Annotated in this window: 24 protein-coding genes; 18 read left to right on the top strand and 6 right to left on the bottom strand. The window is 59.9% G+C overall.

Annotated features, from left to right (window positions below; genetic code table 11):
• Positions 1-18: 18 nt before the first annotated feature.
• On the bottom strand, positions 19-981 hold the full coding sequence (gene mdh, locus Q1A44_RS07375) for a malate dehydrogenase (protein ID WP_299622135.1): 963 nt from the start codon (positions 979-981) through the stop codon (positions 19-21).
• A gap of 165 nt (positions 982-1,146) precedes the next feature.
• On the opposite strand from mdh, the gene Q1A44_RS07370 reads away from it, so the two are divergent.
• Positions 1,147-1,902 (top strand): sulfite exporter TauE/SafE family protein, encoded by a 756-nt coding sequence (locus Q1A44_RS07370; protein WP_299622851.1) that lies wholly within the window; start codon positions 1,147-1,149, stop codon positions 1,900-1,902.
• 146 nt (positions 1,903-2,048) lie between these two features.
• On the opposite strand, the gene Q1A44_RS07365 is transcribed toward Q1A44_RS07370, so the two are convergent.
• Positions 2,049-2,369 (bottom strand): hypothetical protein, encoded by a 321-nt coding sequence (locus tag Q1A44_RS07365; protein WP_299622133.1) that lies wholly within the window; start codon positions 2,367-2,369, stop codon positions 2,049-2,051.
• 354 nt (positions 2,370-2,723) lie between these two features.
• On the opposite strand from Q1A44_RS07365, the gene Q1A44_RS07360 reads away from it, so the two are divergent.
• From Q1A44_RS07360 to Q1A44_RS07290, 15 genes are all read left to right on the top strand, one after another.
• Positions 2,724-3,587, top strand: a complete 864-nt coding sequence (locus Q1A44_RS07360; RefSeq protein WP_299622131.1) for a CoA ester lyase — start codon at positions 2,724-2,726, stop codon at positions 3,585-3,587.
• Complete coding sequence (locus Q1A44_RS07355) at positions 3,584-4,132, top strand: NnrU family protein (RefSeq protein ID WP_299622129.1); 549 nt, start codon at positions 3,584-3,586, stop codon at positions 4,130-4,132. Before Q1A44_RS07360 ends, Q1A44_RS07355 begins: the two co-directional genes overlap by 4 nt.
• 3 nt (positions 4,133-4,135) lie before the next feature.
• A complete protein-coding gene (locus Q1A44_RS07350; protein WP_299622126.1) occupies positions 4,136-4,339 on the top strand; it encodes a DUF1737 domain-containing protein in 204 nt (67 codons plus the stop codon).
• Positions 4,339-5,370 carry a MaoC family dehydratase gene (locus tag Q1A44_RS07345; protein ID WP_299622124.1) on the top strand — a complete coding sequence of 344 codons (1,032 nt, stop codon included), beginning with the start codon at positions 4,339-4,341 and terminating at the stop codon, positions 5,368-5,370. The genes Q1A44_RS07350 and Q1A44_RS07345 overlap by 1 nt, the downstream gene beginning before the upstream one ends.
• Before the next feature lie 87 nt (positions 5,371-5,457).
• Positions 5,458-6,165, top strand: a complete 708-nt coding sequence (locus Q1A44_RS07340) for a DUF4344 domain-containing metallopeptidase (RefSeq protein WP_299622121.1) — start codon at positions 5,458-5,460, stop codon at positions 6,163-6,165.
• An 83-nt stretch (positions 6,166-6,248) separates the two neighbouring features.
• Positions 6,249-6,881 (top strand): DUF1194 domain-containing protein, encoded by a 633-nt coding sequence (locus Q1A44_RS07335; RefSeq protein ID WP_299622118.1) that lies wholly within the window; start codon positions 6,249-6,251, stop codon positions 6,879-6,881.
• 146 nt (positions 6,882-7,027) lie between these two features.
• On the top strand, positions 7,028-7,411 hold the full coding sequence (gene sdhC, locus Q1A44_RS07330; RefSeq protein WP_299622115.1) for a succinate dehydrogenase, cytochrome b556 subunit: 384 nt from the start codon (positions 7,028-7,030) through the stop codon (positions 7,409-7,411).
• Between the two features lie 11 nt (positions 7,412-7,422).
• On the top strand, positions 7,423-7,794 hold the full coding sequence (sdhD, locus tag Q1A44_RS07325) for a succinate dehydrogenase, hydrophobic membrane anchor protein (protein ID WP_299622112.1): 372 nt from the start codon (positions 7,423-7,425) through the stop codon (positions 7,792-7,794).
• 41 nt (positions 7,795-7,835) lie between these two features.
• Complete coding sequence (sdhA, locus tag Q1A44_RS07320) at positions 7,836-9,641, top strand: succinate dehydrogenase flavoprotein subunit (protein ID WP_299622109.1); 1,806 nt, start codon at positions 7,836-7,838, stop codon at positions 9,639-9,641.
• A 6-nt stretch (positions 9,642-9,647) separates the two neighbouring features.
• Positions 9,648-10,478, top strand: a complete 831-nt coding sequence (locus Q1A44_RS07315; protein WP_299622106.1) for a hypothetical protein — start codon at positions 9,648-9,650, stop codon at positions 10,476-10,478.
• Entirely contained in the window at positions 10,475-10,804 is a 330-nt protein-coding gene (locus Q1A44_RS07310; RefSeq protein WP_299622104.1) for a hypothetical protein, read from the top strand. Before Q1A44_RS07315 ends, Q1A44_RS07310 begins: the two co-directional genes overlap by 4 nt.
• A 16-nt stretch (positions 10,805-10,820) precedes the next feature.
• Entirely contained in the window at positions 10,821-11,429 is a 609-nt protein-coding gene (locus Q1A44_RS07305; protein WP_299622100.1) for a hypothetical protein, read from the top strand.
• 70 nt (positions 11,430-11,499) lie between these two features.
• Positions 11,500-12,279 (top strand): succinate dehydrogenase iron-sulfur subunit, encoded by a 780-nt coding sequence (locus tag Q1A44_RS07300; RefSeq protein WP_299622097.1) that lies wholly within the window; start codon positions 11,500-11,502, stop codon positions 12,277-12,279.
• A 229-nt stretch (positions 12,280-12,508) separates the two neighbouring features.
• Positions 12,509-13,678: a type III PLP-dependent enzyme gene (locus tag Q1A44_RS07295; RefSeq protein ID WP_299622094.1), complete on the top strand. Its 1,170-nt coding sequence runs from the start codon at positions 12,509-12,511 to the stop codon at positions 13,676-13,678.
• A gap of 79 nt (positions 13,679-13,757) precedes the next feature.
• Positions 13,758-14,600: a DUF1989 domain-containing protein gene (locus Q1A44_RS07290; RefSeq protein WP_299622091.1), complete on the top strand. Its 843-nt coding sequence runs from the start codon at positions 13,758-13,760 to the stop codon at positions 14,598-14,600.
• 88 nt (positions 14,601-14,688) lie between these two features.
• Here Q1A44_RS07290 and deoD read toward each other — a convergent pair whose 3' ends face one another.
• The 4 genes from deoD to Q1A44_RS07270 all read right to left on the bottom strand — a co-directional run bounded on the left by deoD (position 14,689) and on the right by Q1A44_RS07270 (position 18,626).
• Positions 14,689-15,396, bottom strand: coding sequence for a purine-nucleoside phosphorylase (gene deoD, locus Q1A44_RS07285; protein WP_299622088.1), 708 nt, complete (start codon positions 15,394-15,396; stop codon positions 14,689-14,691).
• Positions 15,397-15,550: 154 nt separating this feature from the next.
• Entirely contained in the window at positions 15,551-15,874 is a 324-nt protein-coding gene (locus tag Q1A44_RS07280) for an H-NS histone family protein (protein ID WP_299622085.1), read from the bottom strand.
• A 324-nt stretch (positions 15,875-16,198) separates the two neighbouring features.
• Entirely contained in the window at positions 16,199-18,160 is a 1,962-nt protein-coding gene (locus tag Q1A44_RS07275; RefSeq protein ID WP_299622082.1) for a protein meaA, read from the bottom strand.
• Between the two features lie 70 nt (positions 18,161-18,230).
• Complete coding sequence (locus tag Q1A44_RS07270) at positions 18,231-18,626, bottom strand: hypothetical protein (RefSeq protein WP_299622079.1); 396 nt, start codon at positions 18,624-18,626, stop codon at positions 18,231-18,233.
• Between the two features lie 83 nt (positions 18,627-18,709).
• Here Q1A44_RS07270 and Q1A44_RS07265 point away from each other — a divergent pair, with 83 nt between their 5' ends.
• Positions 18,710-20,104, top strand: coding sequence for a 1-acyl-sn-glycerol-3-phosphate acyltransferase (locus Q1A44_RS07265; protein ID WP_299622076.1), 1,395 nt, complete (start codon positions 18,710-18,712; stop codon positions 20,102-20,104).
• 111 nt (positions 20,105-20,215) lie between these two features.
• Positions 20,216-21,496 carry a crotonyl-CoA carboxylase/reductase gene (ccrA, locus tag Q1A44_RS07260; RefSeq protein ID WP_299622072.1) on the top strand — a complete coding sequence of 427 codons (1,281 nt, stop codon included), beginning with the start codon at positions 20,216-20,218 and terminating at the stop codon, positions 21,494-21,496.
• Positions 21,497-21,528: the final 32 nt, after the last annotated feature.

Raw genomic sequence — 21,528 nt, 5'->3', positions numbered from 1 at the left:
AATCACAAGCGGGTCGAATTATGCCAGGCTGTCGTCGATACCCTTGCACGCATCGACCAAGCCTTTCACGGCGTTGACCGAGCTGTCGAACATGGCTTGCTCATCCTTGGTCATCTGGATGTCGATGACCTTTTCGACGCCGCCCGCGCCGATCACGGTGGGCACACCGACATACATGCCCTTGAGGCCCAAAGCGCCGTCCACATAGGCCGCACAGGGCAGGACGCGTTTTTGGTCTTTCAGGTAGGCTTCGGCCATTTCGATCGCGGATGTAGCTGGCGCGTAGAACGCGGAGCCGGTTTTCAGCAGGCCCACGATTTCGGCTCCGCCATCACGGGTGCGCTGGACGATGGCGTCCAGTTTCTCCTGGCTGGTCCAGCCCATCTTCACCATGTCAGGCAGGGGGATACCGGCCACGGTCGAATAGCGGGTCAGCGGCACCATGGTGTCGCCATGGCCGCCCAGAACAAATGCGGTGACGTCACGCATGGACACGCCAAACTCTTCGGCGAGGAAGTGGCGGAAGCGTGCGCTGTCCAGAACACCGGCCATGCCGCAAACTTTTTCATGGGGCAGGCCAGAGAATTCGCGCAGAGCCCAGACCATCGCATCCAGCGGGTTCGTGATGCAGATGACGAAAGCGTTTGGCGCGTGGGCAGCGATGCCTTCGCCGACGGATTTCATGACCTTGAGGTTGATGCCCAAGAGGTCATCGCGGCTCATGCCCGGCTTGCGTGGCACACCGGCGGTGACGATGCAGACGTCGGCGCCGGCAATGTCGGCGTAGTCCTGCGTGCCGCTCATCTTGGCGTCAAAGCCTTCGGAGGGGCCGGATTCCGCGATGTCGAGGGCTTTGCCTTCAGGTGTACCTTCGGAAATATCGAACAGGACCACGTCGCCCAGCTCCTTGATAGCTGCGAGGTGGGCGAGCGTGCCGCCGATTTGCCCTGCGCCAATCAGCGCGATCTTGGGTCTGGCCATGGGTGAGGTTCTCCGCACTAGGGTTTTGGTTTGGCGCGGTGCGTAGCCCGAGTTGGGCTTTGGCGCAAGGGTGCTGCGCTGCGGCACAGGCGCGCGAGACCGCTGGTGGGCGGTGCCTAGCCGGGCTAAAGGGGTATGAACGCGGTACTTTTGGGACGACGGGCGATGCTGGAGCTGACATTTGGGTTTTTTCTGGTTGCTGGCCCTGCCGTCGTTTTTGCGGGCATTTCCAAAGGAGGTTTTGGATCGGGGGCGGCCTTTGCCGCTGCGTCGATTCTGGCGCTGGTGGTTGAGCCAGGACTCGCATTGGGCGTAATGCTACCCTTGCTGATGCTGATCGATTTGGCGACGCTGCGGCCCTATTGGGGCAAATGGAACCTGCGCGCAGCGCTTTTGCTGATCGCGGGCGGGGTGCCTGGTGTGGCATTGGGTGCCGCGCTTTATGCCCGTGCAGATGCGGACGTGTTTCGCGTGTTGATCGGAGTGATTTCGGTCGGCTTTGTTCTGTGGCAAATTGCGCAAAAACGGGGCTGGATCCGGATGGCCGCACGCGCGTTGCCGCAATGGGCGGGCGCAGTGGCAGGTGTCATCGCCGGCTTCACAAGCTTTGTCAGCCATGCCGGCGGGCCACCTGCGGCAGTGTACCTTTTGTCCCTGAAAGTAACGAAGACCGAATACCAGGCCAGCACCGTATTGGTCTTTTGGGCGATCAACATTGCCAAGTTCGTCCCTTATGCATTTCTGGGCATGTTTACGGTTGAGACGGGAATGGCCAATCTGGTGCTGGCACCTTTTGCGCTTTTGGGGGCATGGCTTGGCGTCAAGGCGCACCGGCTTGTGCCGGAACGGGCGTTTTTCCTGCTGACCTACGCATTGCTGACAGTGACAGGGACCAAGCTGATCTGGGACGGTTTGACCTGAACCGGGGCTGCGTACGGATATGAGCGTATGCCAAGGGAACGTCTCAAAGGGTGTCTCATATGCAAAAGGCGCACTCGAAAGTGCGCCTTTCTTCGCCACGCTGGCCGCATCCCCCTGAGGCGTAGGCTTTCTACGCCATCGTCTTCTCAAGCATCGTTGCCTTGCGCGGGGAGCGCTTCGGCCAACGCTTCAAACGCCTGACCGCTGGCGACAAGGCAGGTCATCCCATTGGGTGTCGTGACCGTGATCGTCCACGTTCCGCTCTCATCCGAGGCAAACACCTCGATCACTGCGTTGTTCGCGCCGAGCCCCATGGATTGACGGGTTTCGCCGTAACCCTCGGCCAGCCGCGCCACCACCAGATCGCGCGGCCCGCAATTGCGCTGCTGCTGTGCGCTGGCCAGCCCGGCGGTCAATATGGTCAGTCCACAGGTCGCGGCCACTGCGCCCATCTTCAAGAATTTCATGTTCCGTATCATCACGTTCAGCCCTTTGTCTCAAAAGGCATCACCTCTGGTCATCTGGCCCTGCCGGTGTTCCGGCGATGACCGGGCAGCGCCGGTTCCATCTCCATCCCTCGGCCTCGCTCCGTCAAACTGTTCAGCGGCCCTGCTGAAACGGCCCTCCCGGAGGTCTCGGAATGTACAAAGCCTGCCGCCAGAGCCTGAAATAATGGTTAACGGCCCGTTCGGTGATCTGTCGCATTTGAGATTTCCCATCACAGGCAAGGTAAAATTGCTGCAATGCGGCAATCACCCCTTGAACTATCTGCAAATAAATGCCCCATAACGCGCAACTTTATGTCCCCCGAGGAATCCCGCATGGCCTTTGCCCGCCCACTCCGCTCTGTCCTTTATATTCCCGGTTCAAAACCGCGCGCGCTCGACAAGGCGCGGGGTCTCGCGACGGATGCGATCATCTTTGATCTCGAAGATGCGGTGTCTGTGGATGAAAAGGTGGCTGCGCGAGCAACCTTGGCCGAGGCTTTGGCCACGGGTGGATATGGCGCGCGGATGCGGATCGTGCGTATCAACGGGCTGGATACTGAATGGGGCGCTGACGATGCCGCCGCCGCCAAGGCGATGGGCGCCGATGCGATCTTGATGCCCAAGGTCTCAAGCGCATCGGATCTGGACGCGCTGGCCGAAATCACAGGCGACACACCGCTCTGGGCCATGATGGAAACGCCCTTGGGCATGCTGAACGCGGCGGCGATTGCCGCGCACCCGCTTTTGCAGGGCATGGTTATGGGCACCAATGATCTGGCAAAGGAATTGCAAACACGATTTCGTGCGGATCGCCTGCCCTTGATGACGGGTCTGGGCCTGTGCCTGCTGGCGGCCAAGGCGCATGGGTTGGCCATTGTCGACGGGGTCTACAACGCGTTCAAGGATGACGAAGGTTTGGCCGTGGAATGTGCCCAGGGGCGCGACATGGGCTTTGACGGCAAAACGCTGATCCACCCGGCGCAACTGGACGTGGCCAACACCGCGTTTTCCCCGTCTGAGGCAGAGTTGGACCTGGCCCGCCGTCAGATTGCGGCTTTTCAGGACGTCGAGGCCAGCGGCCAGGGGGTGGCGGTGGTGGATGGACGTATCGTCGAGAATCTGCACATCGTGACGGCGCGCGAGACCTTGGCCAAAGCCGAGGCCATCGCGGCCCTCGCAGCGGAGACACCTACATGACCCTTTTGATCCTTGGACTACTCCTATGGATTCTGGCCCATTATTTCAAACGCCTGGCCCCGGGCTTGCGCGCCAGCCTTGGCAACGCGGGCAAAGGCGGCGTCGCGCTGCTGATTGTCGCCAGCGTCCTGGCGATGATCTTTGGGTATCAATGGGCGGCGTTTATCCCGGTCTGGTATCCACCTGGCTTTATGATCCACATCAACAACCTACTGATGTTGGTTGCCTTTTTCGTCTATGGCATGTCGGCCACCACGGGCCGCCTGCGTGGCAGGATGCGCCACCCGCAACTCACAGCGGTCAAGATCTGGGCCGTGGCCCACCTACTGGTCAATGGCGATTTGGCCTCGATCATTCTGTTTGGTGGTTTGCTCGCCTGGGCTGTCGGATCGGTCGTTCTGATCAACCGGGCAGAGCCGAATTGGGAACGCCCCGCACCTGGCGAGGCCAAGAAAGACATTCTGCTGGTCGTGATCACGCTGGTCATGTTTGGGGTTGTGGCGGCCATTCACATTTGGGCCGGTGTCTGGCCATTCCCGGGGTAAGTCATGATTTTGTATCGCTTTTTGTCTGAGGAAGACACATCAGCCTTTTGTCACAAGGTCACGGATGCGCTGAACAAGGGGTGGGCGCTGCACGGCAGCCCGACGCAAACCTGGGATCATGCTGCAGGAACCATGCGTTGTGGTCAGGCGGTCACCAAAGAGGTGCCGGGCGATTACACCCCGGACGTTAAGCTGGGAGAGCACTGATGGCCAAAACTAACAAGGGCCGCTTTTTCGAGGATTACCGCGTCGGTGAGGTGATCGACCATGCGGTGCCGCGCACGGTGTCAGGTGGGGAGCGTGCGCTGTATCACATGCTCTATCCGGCGCGACATGCGCTGTATTCGTCGGATCAGTTTGCGCAAGGCTGTGGGCTGGGTGCAGCACCGCTGGATGACATGATCGCCTTTCACATCATCTTTGGCAAAACTGTTCCGGATATATCGCTGAATGCCGTGGCCAATCTGGGCTATGCCGAAGGGCGGTGGCATGCCCCTGTCTGGCCGGGCGATACGCTCAGATCGCAATCTGAGGTCATTGGGGTCAAGGAGAATTCCAACGGCAAATCCGGTGTCGTCTGGGTACGGACAACGGGGTTGAACCAGCGGGAGCAGACGGTCTTGGACTATGTGCGCTGGGTCATGGTGCGCAAGGGCGACCTTGATGCCGCGGCCCCGAAGACTGTGATCCCAGACCTCGCCCCCGCGCTAAGCGCAAGCAATTTGGTTGTGCCGCAAGGCCTCGATTTTTCAGATTACGACTTTGGCCTGGCGGGCGAGGCGCATCGCTGGGACGACTATGAAATTGGCGAGCGGATCGACCATGTGGATGGCGTAACCGTGGAAGAGGCCGAGCATATGATGGCCACGCGGCTCTGGCAGAACACGGCCAAGGTGCATTTTAACACTTCGGCCCGCCCCGATGGCAGTCGGCTGATCTACGGCGGGCATGTGATTTCCATGGCGCGCGCGCTGTCCTTCAATGGGTTGGCCAATGCGCAGATGGTCGTCGGCCTGAACGGGGGCGCTCATGCAAACCCCTGCCTGTCCGGTGACACGATCCGGGCCTGGTCGGAAGTTCTGGACAAGGCCGAAACAGACGCGCCCGGTGTGGGCGCGATCCGCTTGCGGCTGGTGGCGACCAAAGGAGGTGCACCCTTCGCGCTGAAGGGTGACGATGGGAAATACTTGCCCGAGGTGTTGCTCGATCTGGATTACTGGGCTTTGATGCCGGTCTGAAAATGATTTGCTGTTGGGATGATGGGTGACGCGCGCCCGACGCTTGCGCGCGCGCGACGCCCCACCAACCATCCCTTGGAGGGCGCGATGCGGTACCTGTTGGCATTCTTGATCTTGGCGGGCCCTGTCTGGGCGGATGAGACGCGGGACGGCTTTGTCGAAGCGAACCTGTTGGGCATCTTTTACCATGAATTTGGCCATGCCCTGATCGACGTATTGGGCCTGCCCGTTTTTGGACAAGAGGAAGACGCCGCCGATGTCGCGTCTATCCTGATGATAGACGCGTTTTACGAAGAAGAGGCGGCGGTCGACCTTGCTTATGACGCCGCCTTTGGCTTTTTGGGTGAGGCCGAGGTTGCGGGCGACGTGGCCTATTGGGATGTGCATGGGCCGGACGAACAACGTTTTTACAACACTGTGTGTCTGTTCTATGGGGCCAACCCAGAGGTTCGCGAGGACTTCGCCGACGACATGGGCCTTCCTATGGATCGGGCAGAGACCTGCCCCGAAGAATTTGAACTGGCCTATGACAGTTGGAGTGCTGCCTTTGACGATATTGCGGGGCAGGGCACGAGTTTGCAATTTGAAGCGAATGGCTTCGACAATCTGACCGTGGACGTGATCGCCGCCGAAGTTGCGGCACTGAATGGGGATTTCAACCTGCCTGACCGTGTTGGTGTGGTGATCGAAGAATGTGGCGAGGCGAACGCGTTTTACGATCCCGCCGAGGTCCAAATTATTATGTGCACCGAGTTTGAAGCGCATTTGCGCGACCTTTTTGACGTGCTGGATTGACCGGCACGCCAAAGTGAGATGCGTTTGGACGCGCGCCACGCTAGGCTGATCTGATGTTGAGATGCATTGCCATACTCCTTTTGATGTCCACACCCGCGAAGGCCTGCGAACTGGCACTGCTTTTGGCGGTCGATGTGTCGGGGTCCGTCGACAAGGATGAATACCGCGTCCAGATGGACGGGCTGGCGTTGGCCCTGCGCGATGGGATCGTGGCTGACGCGTTGGTCGATCAAGACGCGCAGGTCAGCCTGGTACAATGGACGGGATCATCGCGGCAACGCCAGACTGTTCCTTGGACGCAGATCAAAGGGTACGGCGACGTATTGTCCCTGGCGGACACAATACAGAATGACCTGCGCATTTGGCGCAACTATTCGACCGCCATCGGCGAGGCGTTGGCAATCAGCCGCAATGCCTTTGCCCCTGTCTCCGATTGTGTGCGCAAAGTGATTGATGTGTCTGGCGACGGCGTGTCCAATGAGGGGATTGAACCGGCGACACAGCGCAGTGCGCTGAATGCAGCCGATATCACGGTCAACGCCATGGCAATAGAGACGGATCAAACCGACCTTACGGCATACTTCTTTGAAAACGTGATCACCGGTCCGGGAGCCTTTGTGGCAACGGCAAACGGATTCGCGGACTATCCCGAACAAATCAAACGCAAATTGCAGCGCGAGACGTCGAGACAGGTAACACTGCTGCCTACCCCGTAAGATTGTGATCACAGTCTTTTCAAGTGTGATCACAATTTGGCATAAACTGCAAAATGCGCCAAAACACCGCGCTATTTGTGATGGGTCGGCACGTGACACGTGCACAGAATGCGTTATCAAGGGACAGGGAACAAAAAGGACGCATTATGGCCGACGTCAATCGGGGCAACCGCCCGCTATCGCCGCACTTGCAAATCTATCGCCCGCAGATGACTTCGATTTCGTCGATCATGGTGCGGATTACGGGCATCGCTTGCCTCGGGGCCGCTTTGCTGGTCGTGGCATGGCTTGTTGCCGCCGCAAGTTCGGCTGAAGCCTTTGCAACTGTTGATGGGCTTTTGCGCAGCCTGCTGGGCAAGCTGATCATGCTGGCGGCGACCTGGGCCATTTTCTATCACATGCTGGGCCGTTTGCGTCACGCTCTCTGGGACTTTGGCTATTTCGTCGAAGTCGAGGTCTCGGAAAAGATGGCAATTGGGATGTTCGGGCTGGCAACTGTGCTGACCCTGATCGTCGCCATAGCGGTTTAGGAGGCTTTCAGATGCGCTTTATCACAGACCGTAAACGCGTGACCGGCCTTGGCTCTGGTCGTGAGGGCACCCACCACCACTGGCAGATGATGGTCAGTTCGATCCTTCTGGTGCCACTGGTGCCGCTGTTTGTTTTCATCTTTGACGGTGCGCTGGGCGGAACCCACCAAGAGGTCATCGCCTATTTCAGCCGCCCGTTCCCGGCGATTGTCTGTGCGTTGTCGCTGATCGTCATCGTTGTCCACCTGATGCGCGAGGCCCATGCCGCCATCGAGGACTATGTGCACGGAACGGCGGGCAAGTTGACCTTGATCGCGACCAGCGCATTTTCCTACGGGCTAATCGCTTTTGGGCTGTTCGCTCTTGCGCGGATGGCACTGTAAAGAACCAGGCGCATCGCGCTTTGAAAAAGGAGGCCTGACAAATGGCTGCATATGATTACGAGACGCATGAATATGACGTCGTGGTCGTCGGTGCCGGCGGTGCCGGACTGCGTGCGACACTGGGTATGGCCGAGCAAGGTCTGCGCACGGCATGCGTGACCAAAGTGTTCCCGACCCGCTCGCACACGGTTGCTGCACAAGGCGGCATTGCTGCGTCGCTGTCCAATATGGGCCCCGACAACTGGCAGTGGCACATGTATGACACGGTCAAGGGCTCCGACTGGCTGGGTGACACGGACGCGATGGAATACCTTACCCGCGAAGCACCCAAGGCGGTCTATGAACTCGAACATTACGGCGTGCCTTTCTCGCGCACCGAAGAGGGCAAGATTTACCAGCGTCCCTTTGGTGGCCACACAACCGAATTTGGTGAAGGCCCCCCGGTGCAGCGCACCTGTGCCGCCGCTGACCGGACCGGCCACGCGATCCTGCATACGCTGTATGGCCAGTCGCTCAAGAACAATGCGGAATTCTACATTGAATATTTCGCCATCGATCTGATCATGTCCGAAGACGGCGTGTGCCAGGGCGTGCTGTGCTGGAAGCTGGATGACGGCACCATGCACCTGTTCAGCGCCAAGATGGTTGTGCTGGCGACCGGTGGGTATGGCCGCGCGTACTTTAGCGCCACATCGGCCCACACCTGCACCGGTGACGGCGGTGGCATGACGGCGCGGGCCGGTCTGCCCCTGCAGGATATGGAGTTTGTGCAATTCCATCCCACCGGCATCTACGGTGCGGGTTGCCTGATCACCGAAGGTGCACGGGGCGAGGGCGGTTACCTCACCAACTCCGAGGGCGAGCGGTTCATGGAACGCTACGCGCCGACCTACAAGGATCTGGCCAGCCGCGACGTGGTTTCGCGTTGCATGACCATGGAAATCCGCGAAGGGCGCGGTGTGGGCGAACAGGGAGATCACATCCACCTGCACCTCAATCACCTGCCCAAGGAAACGCTGGACCTGCGCCTGCCGGGGATTTCGGAATCCGCGCGTATCTTTGCCGGTGTTGACCTGACCAAGGAACCGATCCCGGTTCTGCCTACCGTGCACTACAACATGGGCGGCATCCCGACGAACTATTGGGGCGAAGTGCTGGCCCCCACCAAGGACAATCCCGACAACGTCTCACCCGGCCTGATGGCTGTGGGCGAGGCGGGTTGTGCCTCGGTCCACGGGGCGAACCGGCTCGGGTCCAACTCGCTCATCGACCTTGTGGTCTTTGGTCGGGCTGCCGCCATCCGCGCAGGCGAGATTGTTGATCCCAAAACGCCCGTTCCCACGCCAAACCAACGCTCGGTCGAGGCCGCGTTCAGCCGCTTTGACGGGTTGCGCTATGCCAAAGGCCACGTGCCCACCGCCGAACTGCGCCTTGAAATGCAGAAAACCATGCAGGCCGACGCCGCCGTGTTCCGCACAGACAAGACGCTCGCCGAGGGCGAGGAAAAGATGAAGGACGTGGCCGCCAAGCAAAGCGACTTGAAAGTCACCGACACGTCGCTGGTCTGGAACTCTGACCTGATGGAAACGCTTGAGCTGACCAACCTGATGCCCAATGCGGTGGCCACGATCACCGCAGCCGCCGCGCGCAAGGAAAGCCGGGGCGCGCATGCACACGAGGACTACCCGAACCGCGATGACGAGAACTGGCGCAAGCACAGCCTTGTCTGGTTCAAGGGCAATGAGGCGTCGCTTGGCTTCCGTGGGGTTCACCTGAACCCGCTGACCAGCCATAATGACGGCGGCATCGACCTCAAGAAGATCGCGCCCAAAGCGCGTGTCTACTAAGCGCGCATGGCCGTCGCCGCCCGCACCAAGGATACCGTTGCACTTGCGCCTGCGCAGGTGCTTCGTGTCTATGGAATGCGGCGGTCGGGCAATCATGCTCTGATCGACTGGATGCTGCGCAACGCACCGGGGGGCAATGGCCTGTTTTTGAACAACTGCCGTCCGGGCCGAGACCCCGTGCAGTCTTCGCGCGGGATTTCGGTGTTTCAAGGTGGGGCCGAGGCATCGGTTGATGGCTTCAAGGCCAAACTTGCTGCGGCTGGGCCCGCCCCCTTTACGGTAGTGTCCTACGAGGATCATATGCCCGATCCCAAACGCCAGCCCCTGTTTGCGGCCGCCGAAACCTGCGTGATCATCTATCGCAGCTTTCTACACTGGTCCGCCTCGCTTTTGCGCAAGATCCAGGGCAACACTGGCTACGGCCCGTTGGAGCGTGCCCGCGTGATGATGAACGCGATGCGCACCTACCAGACGATGCTGGATCGGGTGCAGGACCGCGATGTGGTTCCGCTGCTTTATGACGACTGGATGGTGAACGAGGATTACCGGGCTGAACGGCTAGAAAAAATTGGTCTGCCCGGTCGCGACCTGTCGCGGGGCAAAGTACAGCGCTATGGTGGTGGGTCGTCCTTTCAGGACAAAAAGACCGACGTGACCCAGTTGGCCACCGACCGCCGCAGCGCGCAAATGGCAGATGATCTGGAATACCAATTGCTGCTGTGGACAGCAGCCCGCGATCTGGGGTTCATGGAACGTTTGGCAGATACCTTTCCCCAGGATGCAGAGCGGTTGTCGCGCCTGCTGGATACCGCATCCGCCAAAGTGAGCCTGCCATGATCCGTGCCCTTTCCCTTGCTGCAATTCTGGCCCTGACCGCTTGCGCAGAGACCACACAGGCGGTGGACGATGTGGGTCGCCGCAGCGCCAAGGCCACCGTCGCCAAGGCGCTCAGCACCCGCTTTCCCGCTGTGCCCCAGGCGGCGGTCACGCCCTTTACAGATTGTGTGATCGACAATGCCAGCCTGCGCGAATTGCGTAGCTTTGCGGGCGACGCGATCACCGGTGTGGACGAAGCCACCGTCGCTTTGATCACAACCGTGCTGCAACGCCCCGAAACACAGCAATGCATTGCCACACGCGGTCTCGCCGCCTTGGCCGCCTGAGCGTAGGAGAGTGACTTTGGTTCGACAGGTATTCAGAAAGACCCGGTTCAAGGCGTCCGGCTTTGCAGTTTGTGCCATCGGTTTGATGACGGTTCTGGGGGCCGCCAGCGCGGTTGCCGACCCGGCGTTGCAAGCGGCTGATCGCTGCATCACGCAGACCAATGCACCGGGCACATACGCGATCATATCAGATCAAGGCGTGCCGCAGGTCGTTGCAGGCCAGGGTGGCACCGCTGCCGGGGCCAGTGCGACCAATGATTGCCTGTTGGACGCCTATGGCGTCCAGTTCGGAGCCAGCCCAAGCGGAGTCGTGGCCGCCGCCACGGGCACGACATCCCAGGCGACGCTGGATGAGTGCCGGCGTATTCGGAACCGGCGGATCGGCGGCAATGTTGCGGCCGCGGTGGGCTTCACAATCGGTTTTGGTGATCCTTATACAGCCGCCGCGCTGGGCGGTGCAGTGGGCGTGGGTATCAGTGCGCGCCGCGAAAACCGCCGCTATGCGGAGTGCATCGCCAGCGCGTATCAGCCGCCCGTCGATCCCGATGCCCCCGTCTTTGTCGGTTGCAGCCGCCGCGAGCGCGGCGTGCTGTCGGGCGGCTCCAGCCTGTGTGTGGCACGATGATGATGCGACACGCCCCCATTCGCGCACGCCTCCGCGACCGCGCCCAAACGTTTCAAACAAGGATAGTTCCATGGTCCAACTGACGCTTCCCAAGAACTCGCGCATCCAGACGGGCAAGACCTGGCCCAAGCCCGAGGGGGCCACAAACCTGCGCAAATTCAGCATCTATCGCTGGAACCCTGATGACGGCAAGAACCCCCAGGTCGACACCTATTGGGTCGATATGGACACCTGCGGCCCGATGATCCTGGACGCGCTGATCAAGATCAAGAACGAGATTGATCCGACGCTGACCTTCCGCCGGTCCTGCCGCGAGGGGATCTGCGGCTCCTGTGCGATGAACATCGACGGGATCAACACGCTGGCCTGTATCTATGGGATGGAAGAGGTGCAGGGCGATGTCAAAATCTATCCCCTGCCGCACATGCCCGTCGTCAAGGACCTGATCCCCGACCTGACCCATTTCTATGCCCAGCATGCGTCGATCATGCCTTGGCTTGAGACCAAGACAAACCGCCCGGCCAAAGAGTGGCGGCAGTCGGTCGAGGACCGTGAAAAGCTGGATGGCCTGTACGAGTGCGTGATGTGCGCCTGCTGTTCGACCTCCTGCCCATCCTACTGGTGGAATGGTGATCGCTATCTGGGGCCAGCCGCATTGCTGCATGCGTACCGCTGGATCATCGACAGCCGGGACGAGTCCACGGGCGAGCGCCTTGATGACCTCGAAGACCCGTTCAAGCTCTATCGCTGCCACACAATCATGAACTGCGCCAAGACGTGCCCCAAAGGGTTGAACCCGGCAGCGGCCATCGCGAATATCAAAAAGATGATGGTCGACCGAACCGTCTGATCCTGCCCAAAACGCCCCGTCCTGCACGGGGCGTTTTTGCATACGCCAGCCCTGTCAAAAACGCTGGTACAGCCATGCAAAAATAACATCTTCTCAAACGCGCGATTTGGCCGGATACGGCGGCTATAGACGCCAACGCACGCGCCTCTGTCCGGGGTCCGGTATGTAGCGACGGTAACGTCTCCGTTTTGATCCCTGCGGCCTACGTCCGCATCTGATGGAGATGACCATGAACGCTTTCGTCACCGATTTTGCGGTGCGCATGCCCGCACGCTTGACCCGCGCCGAAGCCTATATTGCCAAACATCAATTTTACCGGCCTACGCTCGTCCTCGACCTCGATGCGGTCGAAACCCAATACCATGCGCTGGCCGCAGGGCTCGGCCATGCCCGCATCCATTATGCAGTTAAGGCGAACCCCCAACGCGAAGTCATCGCGCGGCTGGTGCAACTTGGCTCGCATTTCGACGCGGCCTCGCGTGCAGAGATCGAACTGTGCCTCAGCCAGAGTGCCGACCCGGCTGCCATCTCCTTTGGCAACACCATCAAACGCGCCTCCGACATCACCTTTGCCCATGGCGTGGGTATCACGCTGTTTGCCGCCGACGCCGAGGAAGAGCTGGAAAAGATCGCCGAACACGCGCCGGGCGCGCAGGTCTATATCCGCCTGATTGTGGATGTGAGCCAAGCAGATTGGCCGCTCAGCCGCAAATTCGGCTGTGCCCGCGACAAGGCGCTGGCGCTTCTGGGACTTGCAACCGCGCTGGGCCTCAAACCGCGCGGGTTCAGCTTTCATGTGGGCAGCCAGACCCGTCAGGCGGCCATGTGGGGGCCAACGCTTGACCAGATCGCACAGGTCTGGGCGGACGCGCAGGCCGCCGGTTTTGATCTGGACCTCTTGAACATCGGCGGTGGTTTCCCCGCCTTTTACGGCGACACGATCGAGGTGCCCACCGCCTATGCGTGCGCCGTCATGGCACAGATTCTCGCCCGCTTTGGCGATGTGCCCCATGTTATGGCTGAACCCGGTCGCGGTCTTGTGGCCGAGGCAGGCGCCATTGCCGCCGAAGTGCTGCTGGTCTCGCGCAAGTCCAGACGCGACCTTCACCGCTGGGTCTATCTCGACATCGGCAAGTTCTCCGGCCTGGCTGAAACTATGGACGAGGCGATTCGCTACCAGTTCACCACCGCGCGGGACGGCCACCAGACCGGCCCCTGCATCGTGGCGGGGCCGTCCTGCGACAGCGCCGATGTGCTTTACGAGAAAAAGATGGTCGATCTGCCGCTTGATCTGGTTGCTGGCGACCGCATCGTGATCCGCAATTGCGGTGCTTATACCACAACCTATGCCACGATCGGCTTCAACGGCTTTCCACCATTGGACGTGGTGGTGATCTAGGAACAGCGGGCCCTGGCCAAAAGGGGCTTGCAGTGCGCGCCGCGGCGCGCAATCCATGGCGGAGAGGGGAGGCTCCGCCATGGACACACCAAAAGATGCAGACGCCCGCCGGGCCATTGCACCGGTCATCTGCTATCCGACAGACACGCTGCCGCAACCGGACATGACTGCCTATGCCCGCGCCCGCGACAGCATGACCAAAGTCTCCGAAGTGCTCGCCCCCCCGCGAGATGCCGCAACCTTCGAAGTGCCCGCAGGCCACATCTTTCGCATCTCTTCGGTCGAGGGGCCGCAGGTCGGAGACCTGAACCTGTGGAATGCCAACGATCTGTCCGAGCGATTCTATTCCGGCAAAACCCGCGCCCTGCATGGCACCCACATCACCACCGGCGAACGGATGTGGAGCAGTTTTCCCGCCCTGCGCCCCATGGCCACAGTGATCCACGACAGTCTGGGCTGGTACGGCATCGACGCATTTGGCGGGTCTGTGCATGACGTGATCGGCACGCGTTGTGATCCCTATACCGGCAACCTGCTGAAAGGTGGGCACTACCACCACTGTTGCCACTCCAACCTCACACGGGCTCTGGCTGATCACACCGGACTGCCGCTGCATGAGGCGGAAGTGCACGTACATGATGTGCTGAACGTCTTTATGTGCACCGGTTTCACCCGCGACACCGGGCAATATTTCATGAAGGCGTCACCCGTCCGCCCCGGGGATCATATCGACCTCTTCGCGGAGATTGACCTGTTAGGCGCACTCAGCGCATGTCCCGGCGGGGATTGCGGCTCTGAACACACCTCGGACGTGGCCCAGTGCCACCCGCTCAAGATCGATGTTTTCGCACCTGACCCGGATACGCTCACCGGTTGGAGCAGCCCTGAACCCAACAGGTACAATCGCTCGCACGGGCGCTGACGGGCGTCTCCACCCTTCTCTGTTCTAAATAACCCCCGCCGGAGGCTCCGACGGTGCGTCCAGTGCAAAGATCAGCCGCTTTGGCGCGTCACTCCGTAAACGCCGCTTCCAACGCGATTTCGACCATATCGCCAAAGCTGCGTTCGCGATCCTCGGACGGCAGAGCCTCACCCGTTTGCAAATGGTCACTGACCGTAAGAACGGCAAGCGCGCGACGGCCATGGCGAGCGGCGAGAGTATAAAGCTCGGCCGCCTCCATCTCAACGCCCAGAATGCCGTGGCGCACCATCTCTTCGTCCAGATCTGGCCGCTCGGCATAAAACACATCTGACGAATAGATGCCGCCAACATGGGTTTTCGTCGCCCGGCCCGCCGCCGCATTGACCGCAGCAGACAACAAACCGTAGTCGGCACAGGGCGCAAAATTGATCTCGCGAAAGATGCCCGAAGAGGGCGAAGTGATCGTGGTTGCCGTCATGGCAATGATGACATCGCGGATGCCGACATGCGGTTGCATCCCGCCACAGGATCCGATCCGGATGAGGGTCTGAGCGTCATAATCTGTCATCAGTTCGTTGGCATAGATGGACAGCGACGGCATGCCCATGCCCGACCCCTGAATGGTGACGGGGTGGCCGTTCCAGGTGCCGGTATAGCCCAACATCCCGCGCACTTCGTTGACCAGCTTTGCGTCGGTCAGAAACGTTTCCGCCGCCCATTTGGCGCGATACGGGTCGCCTGGCATCAGAACCGTTGGGGCAATGTCGCCGGGTTTGGCGCCGATATGGACAGTCATGGAATGCTCCGATCAAAGACAGGTTAGGCTAGGCTATCGCATTATGCGCGGGGATATCGAGATTGAAAATCCGTCTTGGCCAAGCAAAAGCCCCGGCAGTCATTTTGACGGCACGGGGCTTGTCACTTTTTACCGACGCGTCGGGACGAATGAATCAGATTTCCATATCTTCCGGCGATTTGCCTGCAGATACTGCCGATTTGAACCAATTCGGCTGTCGTCCCTTACCCGTCCAGGTTTGCGACGCGTCATCGGGATTGGCGTATTTCGGAGTGGATGTCCCCTTGGATGCGGCGCGGCCAGCGCCTCTTTTTGAAGTCAGCTCTTCCAGGGAAAAGCCGAATTCAGCAGCAGCCTTTTGGACCGCTGCCAAAGCGTCCTGCTTTTCTTTGATGTGCAGGTTGGTCAGCGTTTTTTCGACGTCAGCCCGCAGAGTTTCGAGCTCTTTACGGCTCATCTTGCTCAGGTCAATTGCCATTGGATGGCCCTCTTATTTGCTTGGTATTTCACGCTATCGGCAATATAATCGGGAAAATCAATGCTTTGTCTGATCGGATTTGTGTCGGTTGCGGGCGCCAACGCGCATCACGAGAACTCTGCACTTTGGGGTAGAAAATCGCAATCTTAAGTTGGAATTTGCGATTTCCAACAGTTGCAGCGATCGCACACAGCACTGACCTGACCGAATTCCGGTCAGGTCAGAAAGCCGAGCCTGCCAGGCGAACGGCGATTCGACCCTTAAAGCAAACCTAATAAGAGTTCCGTCCTTACCCGGGTTGAACGATGTCGCAATCAGTCAGGATTATTCGGCGGCCACAGCCTTTGGGTCGGCCAGCGTCACGATATCCATCATGATTGTGTTCAGCTCAAAATCTTTGGGAGTATAGACCCGCGCCACGCCCATTTGGCGCAAGCGCGCCGCGTCGTCGTCGGGGATGATACCGCCCACGATGACCGGAACATCCCCCATGCCTGCGGCCGACATCTTTTGCATCAGGTCCTCGACCAAAGGGATGTGACTGCCGCTGAGGATCGACAGGCCCACCACATGAGCCGCGTCCTCGCGGGCAGCGGCGACGATCTCGTCAGGGGTCAGCCGGATACCCTCATAGGCGATGTCCATGCCGCAATCGCGGGCGCGCACGGCAATCTGTTCTGCCCCGTTTGAGTGCCCATCGAGCCCCGGTTTGCCCACCAGGAACTTCAGGCGCCGGCCCAAGCGGTCGCTGACCGCATCCACTGCATCGCGCAGATCATCCAGACCCTCCGTCATATTTGACTGACCTGTGGCCACACCGGTTGGGCCGCGATATTCGCCATGTACCGCGCGCATTTGCGCGGCCCACTCGCCTGTGGTGACGCCTACGCTGGCGGCATGGATTGACGCGGGCATGATGTTGTCACCCGCCGCTGCCGCCGCCCGCAGATCGGCCAACGCGGCCTCGACCGCAGTGGCATCCCGTGCATCGCGCCAGGCGTTCAGGCGATCAATCTGCTCTTGCTCGACCGCCGGGTCCACAACCATGATCCCGCCATCCCCCGTCATCAGCGGCGAAGGCTCGCCCGCCTGATATTTGTTCACGCCGACCACCACGGTTTCACCACGTTCAATCCGGCCCAGACGTTCGGCGTTTGAGCCGACAAGCTGCGCTTTCATATAGTCAATGGCTGCAATCGCTCCGCCCATCGCGTCCAGATTGCCCAATTCATGACGCGCACCTGCTTTGAGGGCCTCGACCTTAGCATCCACTGCAGGGTTTCCGTCAAACAGGTCGTCGAATTCCAGCAAGTCGGTTTCAAACGCCATGATTTGCTGCATCCGCATGGACCATTGCTGGTCCCACGGGCGGGGCAGGCCAAGGGCCTCGTTCCACGCTGGCAATTGCACGGCGCGCGCGCGCGCTTTCTTCGAAAGTGTCACGGCCAGCATTTCGATCAGGATGCGATAGACGTTGTTTTCGGGCTGTTGTTCCGTCAGCCCCAGTGAATTGACCTGCACCCCATAGCGAAAGCGGCGAAATTTCGGATCGCTCACGTCGTAACGCTGTTCGCAAATTTCATCCCACAGATCGACAAAGGCGCGCATTTTGCACATCTCGGTCACGAAACGGATGCCCGCATTCACGAAAAAGGAAATACGGCCGACGACAGCGGGGAAATCGGCCGGATCAATGCGCGGCTTCAATTCATCCAGAACAGCCGTGGCTGTGGCCAATGCAAAGGCCAATTCCTGCTCGGGCGTCGCACCCGCCTCTTGCAGGTGATAGGAACACACGTTCATCGGGTTCCATTTCGGCACATTCGTATAACAGTATTCCGCCACATCGGCGATCATCTTGAGGCTTGGCTTGGGCGGGCAGATATAGGTGCCCCGGCTCAGGTATTCCTTGATTAGATCGTTTTGCACTGTGCCCTGAAGGGCGCTTGTGTCCGCGCCCTGTTCCTTGGCGACCGCGATATACAGCGCTAAAAGCCATGGTGCCGTTGCATTGATGGTCATTGAGGTGTTCATCTGCTCCAGCGGAATGTCCTGAAACAGGCTCCGCATATCGCCCAGATGGGATACGGGCACGCCCACTTTGCCCACCTCCCCGCGTGCCAACACGTGATCGCTGTCATAGCCGGTCTGCGTCGGCAGGTCGAAGGCAACGCTGAGGCCCGTTTGCCCTTTGGCCAGATTGGCGCGGTACAGCGCATTGGACGCCGAAGCGGTGGAATGGCCAGCATAAGTGCGGATCAGCCAAGGGCGGTCTTTTTGGGTCATCGGAACCTCGCAGTACGTCAGGGCAACAAAATTACGTTTGGCGACTGGTATAGGTAATTTTGTGGCGCAGTCAATCCGCTGCGTTGCGGCATTTTCTGCGCTGCGGCCAAAGGGCCACCGCCAACATCGCCCAGCCCAGCACGCCAACACTATGTGCAGACAGCGTTGCCTGGTGTTGGAACGTCAAAAGGCCGATCATCTGCTGTGGCGGGGGCAGGGCGCCGATCACCCATTGCGCGGGCAACCCGTCAAAGATCAGGCGGTAATAGGAATAGTAGCCCTGCGGCGACGCCCAGACAAAGCAGATGAAGAGGAAGAACCACAAGGGCAGGCGAATGATCAGCGGACGGCGCAGCATCATGATCCGGGTCAACCCCAGGGTCATCAGCGCAAAGACCAAAGACAGCAAAACCAGCCCGATTTGGCCAGCCGTGCTCAGCGTGTAAAAGGAGTCGCCGTCATACATGCCCACATGTTCCGACGTTTGCACAGCCGATGCCAGCCCAATCGCCCTTTACCCGGGCGCTCACGCCTGTAAGGGTCACCGCAATGATGCGGACTGTTGAACTCCCCCTTTGGTTTTTTGTGCTGATCGTGCTGTTCGCGGCCGTCACCTTTGCCTCGCATTTCCTGTTTCCCTCTGTCCGCTGGTTTTTCCGGCGCAGGCTGGAACGCGCGGTGGCCAAGCTCAACGAACGGCTGACGCGGCCGATTGAGCCTTTCAAGTTGGCGCGGCGCTATGACATGATCCAACGCCTGATCTACGACCCCGAAGTGACCCAAGCCATCGTCGATCACGCAGAGGCCAATGACTTGCCGGAGAACGTAGCCTTTGAACAGGCGCGCCGCTATGCGCGTGAAATCGTGCCCAGCTTTTCCGCTTTTGCCTATTTCGGTTTTGGGATCAGGGCGGCCCGCTGGTTGGCCAATACGCTTTATGATGTGCGCACGGGCGTGGACAATGACAGTCGGCTCAAAGCCGTCAGCCCCGACGCTACCGTTGTCTTTGTCATGAATCACCGTAGCAACATGGATTATGTGCTGGTCACCTATCTGGCGGCGCAGTCCTCGGCGCTCAGCTACGCTGTGGGGGAGTGGGCGCGGATCTGGCCGCTGAGCCGGTTGATCAAGTCGATGGGTGCGTATTTCATCCGGCGCCGGTCGCGCGGCCTGCTGTATCGCAAGGTTCTGGCGCGTTATGTCCAGATGGCCACGCAAGGCGGGGTGACTCAGGCGATTTTCCCCGAGGGTGGATTGACGGTCGATGGCAAACTCAAGCCGCTCAAGATGGGGCTGCTGTCTTATGTGGTTGAAGGGTTCGATCCCGACGCCGGGCGCGATGTGGTCTTTGTGCCCGTGGCGATCAACTATGACCGAGTACTTGAGGATCGGGTGCTGGTTGCCGCTCACCAGCGGGGGGACCGGCGCTTTGGCGCGCGGATTTCCGTAGTGATGGGGTTTATCCTGCGCATGGTTTGGCAAAAGATCCGGGGGCGGTACACTCGTTTCGGGATCGCGGGCGTCAGTTTTGGTGCACCCCTGTCGTTGCGCGAACACGCCTCCAACGGCTCGATCGAGGATCTGGCGGCTGATCTCAAAGACCGGATTGCGGCAACGATGCCGATAGTCGGCGTCCCGCTCTTGGCGCGTGTGTTGCTTGAGGCAGATGGGCCGATGACGCGCGACGCGCTGCATGACGCGGTGGCGGATGCCTTGTCGCGCGCCCGGGGCACCCCGCCCGGCGTCTCGCGCGACAGCTTCCGTGGATTTTTGAACCGGGCGCTTGGGCTGATGACGAAACGGGGCGTAATCCTCGAAGACAATTCAACCTGGCGCGTGGCCGAGGACGAACGCCCGCTTCTGCAGTTCTATGCCAATTCGGTCGATGTCATGCTGACGGTGGAGGATGATGTGACGCCCAATGCTGCGACCGCAAAGTCATAAAATTACAAAAATGATGCGACTGGTGTTGCATTGTTGCGTAATGGCCAATATTCAGCCTTCATAAGTTCTCGATTCTGCGCTGCGGCGCAAATCCCCAACGCGGAGGCTGAAATGGCACTCGACACCGGCATCGCGTCCTATGACGCACCTGAAAAAGACCTCTATGAGATGGGTGAAATGCCCCCAATGGGGTATGTTCCCAAGCAGATGTACGCCTGGGCGATCCGCCGCGAGCGGCACGGTGACCCTGACACAGCGATGCTGCAAGAGGTTGTGGATGTGCCCGAATTGGACAGCCACGATGTGCTCGTCCTCGTGATGGCGGCAGGCGTGAACTACAACGGTGTCTGGGCGGCGCTCGGCCAACCCATCAGCCCCTTTGACGGGCACAAGCAACCTTATCACATTGCCGGTTCGGATGCGTCCGGGATCGTTTGGGCTGTGGGAGACAAGGTCAAACGCTGGAAGGTTGGCGACGAGGTTGTAATCCACTGCAACCAGGACGACGGCGACGACGAGCACTGCAATGGTGGCGATCCGATGTACTCGCCCACCCAGCGGATCTGGGGCTACGAGACGCCGGATGGGTCGTTTGGCCAGTTCACGCGGGTCCAAAGCCAGCAGCTCATGCCGCGCCCCAAGCACCTGACCTGGGAAGAAAGCGCATGCTACACACTGACGCTGGCCACGGCCTACCGGATGCTCTTTGGCCACGAACCTCATGACCTCAAGCCGGGGCAAAACGTTCTGGTCTGGGGCGCGTCGGGGGGCTTGGGCTCTTACGCCATCCAGTTGATCAACACGGCAGGCGCCAATGCCATCGGCGTGATCAGTGACGAAAGCAAACGGGACTTTGTGATGGATCTGGGCGCCAAGGGCGTTCTGAACCGCAAGGATTTCAACTGCTGGGGACAACTGCCCACCGTCGGCACGCCCGAATATAAAGATTGGTTCAACGAAACCCGCAAGTTCGGCAAGGCGATCTGGGACATCACTGGCAAAGGCAACAATGTCGATATGGTGTTCGAGCACCCTGGTGAAAGCACATTCCCCGTTTCGACCTTTGTCTGCAAGAAGGGCGGCATGGTCGTGATCTGCGCAGGCACCACCGGGTTCAACTGCACCTTCGACGTTCGCTATATGTGGATGCATCAAAAGCGTTTGCAAGGCAGCCACTTTGCGCATTTGCAACAGGCCTCGGCCGCCAACAACCTGATGGTCGAGCGTCGTCTTGATCCGTGCATGTCCGAAGTGTTCGAGTGGGCCGACTTGCCGCTTGCGCATATGAAGATGCTGCGCAACGAACACAAACCCGGGAATATGTCGGTGCTGGTCCAAGCGCCCAAGACGGGTCTGCGCACCTTGGAAGACGCGCTGGACGCCAGACGCTAGGCCGCACACGTTTAAAGTGAGCTTTAACGTCC

The organism is uncultured Tateyamaria sp., from assembly GCF_947503705.1.
Taxonomy (GTDB): domain Bacteria; phylum Pseudomonadota; class Alphaproteobacteria; order Rhodobacterales; family Rhodobacteraceae; genus Tateyamaria.
Note: the sequence above shows the minus strand (reverse complement) of the source record. Positions and strands in the feature narration are given on the sequence as shown.